The organism is Nitratireductor sp. GCM10026969 (assembly GCF_042660605.1).
Taxonomy (GTDB): Bacteria; Pseudomonadota; Alphaproteobacteria; order Rhizobiales; family Rhizobiaceae; genus Chelativorans.
In genome coordinates this window covers 1-6,552 of the sequence record NZ_JBHSUM010000200.1, presented here as the reverse complement: position 1 = coordinate 6,552, position 6,552 = coordinate 1, and the positions used below count along the sequence as shown (strand labels likewise).

Genomic DNA, 6,552 nt, shown 5'->3' with positions numbered 1-6,552 from the left:
CGACCCGTCTTGCGTCGGCCGGCTCGCGCCCGCGCGCCCAGGCACGCACACGCCGCGCCCAATCGTCGAGCGCATCGTCGTCATAACCGCTGGCGTAGAGATGCTCAGAGCCGTGCAGGCGGCAATAGACGAAGTCCGCCGTGACATCCATCAACAGCGGCCAGTCGGGCGTGTCGGCGCAGACCAGCGCCACACGATAGCGCCGCAGCAGGTCGATGAAAGCGGGTGTACAGAAGCTGTCGCTGCGGATTTCGACCGCGTGCCGGATGGGCAGGCCCGGCTCGGCGTCGAGCCAGGCACGTCCTTCGAGCCTCTCGTCATGCCGGCGCGCCAGTGCCCGGGCCTCGTCGGTGTCGCGCGGCAGCAGCGAGAAGAAGGATTCGAAGCGTTCTGCATCGAACTTCATGCGGGGCGGAAACTGCCACAGCACCGGTCCCAGCTTGCGGCCGAGGCGCAACAGCCCCGAGGCCCAGAAATTGGCGAGCGGGGTCTCTACGTTCTTCAGCCTGCGCATATGGGTGATGTAGCGGGAGCCCTTCACCGCAAAGACGAAACCGTCCGGCGTTTCTTCGGCCCAGCGCGCGAAGCTCTCCGGGCGCTGAAGGCTGTAGAAGGTGCCGTTGACCTCAACCGCGCGGAAATGCTCGGCCGCATAGGCGAGTTCCCGCTTATGCGGCAGTCCCTTGGGATAGAAAACACCGCGCCAGGCCGGATAGGTCCAGCCCGAGATGCCGATACGGATCTTTCCCGAAGCAGCCAACGGCAAGGCCCCATGGTCAGACCTGTGTGCCACGGCAACGGCGGGGCCGCCGGAACGTTCCGAAGAAGGCGGCCCGTGCGCGGAAAACAGCCGCGGGCGGAGCTACATCCCCAGCGCTGCCTTGTAGAGGTCGATCATCGCCTCTTCTTCCTGGCGTTCGGCCTGGTCCTTCTTGCGCAGGCGGACGATGGTCCGGACGGCCTTGGTGTCGAAGCCGTTGCCCTTCATCTCGGCGTAGACTTCCTTGATGTCGTCGGCGATGGTCTGCTTTTCCTCTTCGAGGCGCTCGATGCGCTCGATAAAGGCGCGCAGTTGCCCGGCGGCGACGGTCTGCGCGGTCTCGTTGGTGATGTCTTCGGCCATTCTGTGCTCCGGCTGGGAAAGCGCCCGCGACTCGGGGCATCGGATGATGCGGTTCGATGCCCCAGCCAGCGGCGAACGTCAAGATTGCGCGCGCCGCAACGGCCTGAGAAGAATCAGTGATCGGCGGGGCGTTTCGTGTCGAAGGCGGCCTTCTGCGCACCGCTCGCCTCCGTCTGGTATTTCTCCCGCCACTCGGCATAGGGCATGCCGTAGACGATCTCGCGCGATTCGTCCTTGGAAAGCGCGATTCCCGCGTCTTCCGCCGCTTCGCGATACCAGTTCGACAGGCAGTTGCGGCAGAACCCGGCGAGATTCATCAGGTCGATGTTCTGAACGTCGGTGCGTTCGCGCAGGTGCGCGACAAGGCGGCGGAAGGCGGCCGCTTCGAGATCGCGCTTCTGTTCGGGGGAAAGGTCGGTCATGTCTACCTCCTCGCTATGGGCCCGTGCGTGAGCCGGCCATCTTGATCCCATGCATATCAGGCCGGGCGTTGAGCGCGTCAAGGATCGGAGCCAGACGCTCGGCCCATTCGGCCTGGCCGGCCTCGGCGGCGATGAGGTCCTGGCGGATTTCGATCAGCGCGTGGGGGAAGCCGTTGGCGGTGCAGTGGCGGTACATGGTATCTCCGCGCAAGGCCCCGTCGTAAGGCTCGTTGTCGCCGACCACGAGGCCGCCCGGTTCGGCCTCGAGCGCCGCGAACAGGGGACGGATCGCCCGGTCGTCCCTGTCCCACAGGAGGCCGACGTGCCAGGGCCGCTCCCGCCCCTGCATGAAGGGCGTGAAGGAGTGGATGGAGATGACCAGCGGCGCGGCGCCGTGGGCTGTGGCGACCGAGGCGATGAGCGCGGAGACGGCGTCGTGATAGGGCGTATAGAAGGCGTCCAGTCTCTTTTGCCGCTCTTCAGGCGACATAGGATAGTTTCCCGGCACCACCGTGCCGTCATAGAGCTGGCGGATGAGCGTCGGGTCGTCGGGGCCGCGGTTGGGGTCGACCAGCAGACGGGAAAAACGCGCCATGACGGCGGGCGCACCGGTCAGGGCGGCGAGCTTCCGCGTCACCGGCTCCACGCCGATGTCATAGGCGATGTGGCGCGTGAACTCGGCGGCGGGCAGCCCGAGATCGCCATATTCCTCCGGCAGGAGGTTGGAGGCGTGATCCGCCACAAGCACGAGACCGCGTGCGCGGTCGCCGTCGATGATCTCGAAGGGAGCGAAGAGGGATCTGCGTGTCATGCCTGACCGGACAACGATGGAAGAGGACTCGTCATCCCATGAAGCCGTATGCTGTGCAATGCACAAGGCGCCAGCCGACGCCCGCCATCGGGTCCGTTGACACGGGCACCGACATTGCGGAAAAGAGACGCCATGCTGATTTCACGACGCCAAGCCTGAACATGCGTTTCGAGCCAAACACGGCATTGCGGGCGGGCATGATGGTGCTGGCCGCCTCGGCCGGGCTGATCTTTGCCGGTTCCGCTCCGGCAAAGGCGGATCTGCGCATCTGCAACGCGACGCAGAACCTCGTCGGCGTGGCCATCGGTTATCGTGCCAGCGCAGGCTGGATCAGCGAGGGCTGGTGGCATATAGACGGCTCGAGCTGCAAAACGCTGATCGAGGGTCCGCTCCAGTCGCGCTATTATTACCTTTACGCCGAGGACGCCTCGCGCGGGGGACGCTGGGAAGGGGAGACGCAGATGTGCGTGGCCGACAAGGAATTCAAGATCGTCGGCGTGAACGACTGCTTCGCGCGCGGTTTCCAGCGCGCCGGCTTTCAGGAACACGATACGGGTGAACAGGAGAACTGGATGGTGCAGCTTACCGACGGCCCCGCAACCAACGGCACGGCCGTGACGGGAGCGGCCAATCCATGAGACGCACCCGCAAGGTCAAGATCGTCGCCACGCTCGGGCCGGCTTCCTCGGACGAGGAAACCATCGCCAAGCTGCACGAAGCCGGCGCGGACGTCTTCCGCGTCAATATGAGCCACAGCGACCATCCGCTGATGCGCGAACTTGTGGGCCGTATACGCAGTGTGGAGCGGCGGGTCGGGCGGCCGATCGGTATCCTCGCCGACCTTCAGGGGCCGAAGCTGCGCGTCGGCGCGTTCGCCGACAAGGGCGCAGCACTCAAGGTCGGGCAGGAATTCACGCTCGACGACAATCCGGAGCCGGGCGACACGACGCGCGTGCACCTGCCGCATCCTGAGATCCTGCAGGCGGTGCAGCCGGGGCACCGGCTTTTGATCGACGACGGCCGCCTGCAGCTCGAAGCGCTGAAGAGCGACGGCCACTCGATCGTCTGCCGCGTGATCGCCGGCAGCAAGATCTCCGACCGCAAGGGCGTCAGCCTGCCGGATACGGAACTGCCGCTGCGCGCGCTGACGGAGAAGGATCGCAAGGATCTCGACGCCGTGCTTGCGACCGGCGTGGACTGGGTGGCGCTTTCCTTCATCCAGCGTCCGCAGGACCTTGCCGAGGCGCGCAAGATCGCCCGCGGGCGCGCCGCGCTGATGGCCAAGATCGAAAAGCCCCAGGCCGTGAAGCGCCTGGCCGAGATCATCGAGCTTTCCGACGCGCTGATGGTGGCGCGCGGCGATCTCGGCGTGGAAATGCCGCTCGAGGCCGTTCCCGGCATCCAGAAGCAGATCACCCGCGCCTGCCGGCGTGCCGGCAAGCCGGTGGTCGTGGCCACGCAGATGCTGGAATCGATGATCTCGGCGCCGGTCCCCACGCGGGCGGAGGTCTCGGACGTGGCGACGGCCGTTTTCGAGGGCGCGGACGCCGTCATGCTTTCGGCCGAATCGGCCGCCGGGCAATATCCGGTGGAGGCTGTGGCGACGATGAATTCGATCGCCGAGCAGGTGGAGCGCGATCCCACCTATCATGACATCATCACCGCCCAGCGCACGGAGCCGGAATCGACCGGCGCGGACGCGATCTCGCTGGCTTCCCGGCAGATCGCCGAGACGCTGAAACTCTCGACCATCATCACCTACACCTCCTCCGGCACAACCGGCCTGCGGGCCGCCCGCGAGCGGCCGCACGTGCCGATCATCGCGCTCTCGCCCGTGGTGGAGACGGCGCGGCGGCTGAGCCTGGTATGGGGCACGCATTGCGTGGTTTCGGAGGATGCGTCCGATCTCGACGACATGGTCGACCGCGCCTGCCGCATCGCCTATGAGGAGCAATTCGCCAAGCCCGGCGACCGGGTGATCATCACGGCCGGCGTGCCGCTCAGGACGCCCGGCGCCACGAACATGCTGCGGATCGCCTATATCGGCTCCGACGGGCTGGGCGGCCTCTGAACGAGGCTGCCGCCACCGGAGCGGGACGAGAACGGACGGGCGTCGCACCGGCGTCGTGATCCCATGAAAAGGCGGTAGGGGTCGACGCTTTCTCGCTTTGCGACCGCGTCAAAGCCGCTCGTCGGTCTGGTCCTCGACGAGCCTCATGAGGGCGCGCTGGGCGCTGCGCTGCATGGGGTAGACTTCCAGCATGCGGCGATAGACCTCGAGTGCGCGCTCCTCGTGCCCGCTGGCGCGCAAAATGCCGGCCAGCCCGCTGAGCGCCCCGAAATGGCGCGGCTCGATGGCGAGCGTCCGCGCCAGGTCGGACATGGCGCGTTCGTAGTCCTGCATCTGTAGAAACACCATGGCGCGGTTGCTCCAGCCCTCCACATAATCGGGATAGAGCACGACCGCCTGGTCCAGCAGGTCGAGGGCAACGTGATATTTTTCTTCGGCGGCGGCGTCGCGCGCCCATTCGATCAGGAGATCCGCCGTCGCGCCGCCCGAATCCAGCCACTGCTCGCGGATGCGCCGGGCGATCCGCCGGGCGGCGGCTTCGTTGGTTTCCTGCTTCAACTCGGTGAAAAGCTGCTCGAGCCGATCCGGCCCGAAGGCCGCGTCGGAAGGCTCCTGCGCGGCGACCGGCGCGGTCAGCAGCGCGAAAGAAAGCAGACCTGGAAAAAGACGATACCGCATGGGACGAACCTAGCCGTCCGCGGCCGTCGAGAAAAGTGAAATCCGCGTGAGCGCGCCGCCGTGGGCGCCCGTATCAACCCTGGCGGGCCTTGAAGCGCGGATTCGTCTTGTTAATGATGTAGACGCGGCCCTTGCGGCGAACCATACGGTTCTCGCGGTGGCGGCTCTTCAGTGCTTTGAGCGAATTCTTGATCTTCATTGTCTTGCCCGTCGCGAGCCTTCAGGCCCGAAAAGTGTGGCGGCCCGAGGGCCGAAACGAAAGACGCGCCCGTTCCGGCGCGCCGCAATTCGATGCGGCACATAGACGAGGAAAGCCGGCCATGTCAAGTTTTGGCTTGCCGATTCCGGATGCGCCGCACTCCAGGCGACACTGGCTCGTCTGACGGAAGCGTTGCGCGGAATTCCGACCCGCCAGGACGGCAGCCTTACCCGTTTCGGCCCTCGGCTCCCGCGCCGAGCGGGAAAAGCTTCGTGAAGTGTCCCATCTTGCGGCCCGGCCGGGCGTCCACCTTGCCGTAGAGGTGCAGCACCACGTCCGATCGGCGCAGGAGCTCGGGCGCCTTGTCCTGGCTCGCGCCGAGAAGGTTCGTCATCACGCAGTCGGAATGGCGTTGCGTGTCGCCGAGCGGCAGCCCGGAGATTGCACGGATGTGCTGCTCGAACTGCGATACCGTGCACGCGGCTTCCGTCCAATGGCCGGAATTGTGAACCCGTGGAGCGATCTCGTTGGCGAGGAGCGCGCCGTCCTCGAGTACGAAGAACTCGACGCCGATGACGCCCACATAGTCGAGCGCCGCCAGAATAGCGAAGGCCGCCTGGCGCGCGTCGCGGGTCGTGGCCGGAGACACGGACGCCGGTACGGTGGAGCGGTAGAGAATGCCGTCGCGGTGAACGTTCTCGGCCGGATCATAGGCCACCATGGCACCGTCAATCCCGCGCGCGGCGATGACCGAGATCTCGCGGCTGAAGGGGACCAATCCTTCAAGAACGAGGGGGCCCGCGCCCATGCGGGAGTAGCTGCCCTTCACGCTTTTCTGCCGCTCAGGGCGGAAGACCATCTGCCCCTTGCCGTCATAGCCCATGCGCCTGGTCTTCAGGACGCCGCTGCCCCCGAAGCGGGCGAGGCCTCGCGCCAGATCCTCATCACTATCCACAGAAACGAAGGGGGCTGTGGATATGCCTGTGGAATTCAGGAAGATCTTTTCCGAAAGGCGATCCTGTGCGGCCTCGAGCGCTTCGGGCGGCGGGTACAGCGGCACCTGCTCGCTGAGAAAGCGGGCGGCGCCGACCGGCACGTTCTCGAACTCATAGGTCACCACGTCGCTCGCGGCGGCGAGTTGTTCCAGCGCCCGTGGATCGTCGTAGGCGGCGGCGATGTGCGTGCCGGTGACCTGGGCGGCCGGGCAGTGCCGGTCGGGTTCCAGGACGGCGGTGCGATAGCCGAGCC

The 6,552-nt window shown here is 66.2% G+C and carries 9 protein-coding genes; 2 read left to right on the top strand and 7 right to left on the bottom strand.

Going from position 1 to position 6,552, the window contains the following annotated elements; translation table 11 throughout:
- The 4 genes from ACFP9U_RS23035 to ACFP9U_RS23020 all read right to left on the bottom strand — a co-directional run.
- On the bottom strand, positions 1-760 hold a 760-nt coding region (locus ACFP9U_RS23035; protein WP_378625045.1), incomplete at its 3' end, for a DUF72 domain-containing protein.
- A 102-nt stretch (positions 761-862) separates the two neighbouring features.
- Positions 863-1,123, bottom strand: coding sequence for a DUF2312 domain-containing protein (locus ACFP9U_RS23030; protein ID WP_322453151.1), 261 nt, complete (start codon positions 1,121-1,123; stop codon positions 863-865).
- A gap of 113 nt (positions 1,124-1,236) precedes the next feature.
- A complete protein-coding gene (locus ACFP9U_RS23025) occupies positions 1,237-1,545 on the bottom strand; it encodes a DUF1244 domain-containing protein (RefSeq protein ID WP_378625044.1) in 309 nt (102 codons plus the stop codon).
- Between the two features lie 13 nt (positions 1,546-1,558).
- Positions 1,559-2,356, bottom strand: coding sequence for an N-formylglutamate amidohydrolase (locus tag ACFP9U_RS23020; protein WP_378625042.1), 798 nt, complete (start codon positions 2,354-2,356; stop codon positions 1,559-1,561).
- A 161-nt stretch (positions 2,357-2,517) separates the two neighbouring features.
- On the opposite strand from ACFP9U_RS23020, the gene ACFP9U_RS23015 reads away from it, so the two are divergent.
- Together ACFP9U_RS23015 and pyk are read left to right on the top strand one after the other, a co-directional pair.
- Entirely contained in the window at positions 2,518-2,994 is a 477-nt protein-coding gene (locus ACFP9U_RS23015) for a DUF1036 domain-containing protein (protein ID WP_378625040.1), read from the top strand.
- Positions 2,991-4,427 carry a pyruvate kinase gene (gene pyk, locus ACFP9U_RS23010; RefSeq protein WP_378625039.1) on the top strand — a complete coding sequence of 479 codons (1,437 nt, stop codon included), beginning with the start codon at positions 2,991-2,993 and terminating at the stop codon, positions 4,425-4,427. The genes ACFP9U_RS23015 and pyk overlap by 4 nt, the downstream gene beginning before the upstream one ends.
- A gap of 108 nt (positions 4,428-4,535) precedes the next feature.
- Here pyk and ACFP9U_RS23005 read toward each other — a convergent pair whose 3' ends face one another.
- The 3 genes from ACFP9U_RS23005 to ACFP9U_RS22995 form a co-directional block, all read right to left on the bottom strand.
- On the bottom strand, positions 4,536-5,105 hold the full coding sequence (locus ACFP9U_RS23005) for a tetratricopeptide repeat protein (protein WP_378625037.1): 570 nt from the start codon (positions 5,103-5,105) through the stop codon (positions 4,536-4,538).
- 73 nt (positions 5,106-5,178) lie between these two features.
- Complete coding sequence (gene ykgO / locus ACFP9U_RS23000; RefSeq protein WP_322453145.1) at positions 5,179-5,304, bottom strand: type B 50S ribosomal protein L36; 126 nt, start codon at positions 5,302-5,304, stop codon at positions 5,179-5,181.
- Positions 5,305-5,530: 226 nt separating this feature from the next.
- The coding region (locus ACFP9U_RS22995) for a 5-(carboxyamino)imidazole ribonucleotide synthase (RefSeq protein ID WP_378625036.1) at positions 5,531-6,552 on the bottom strand (1,022 nt) is incomplete at its 5' end.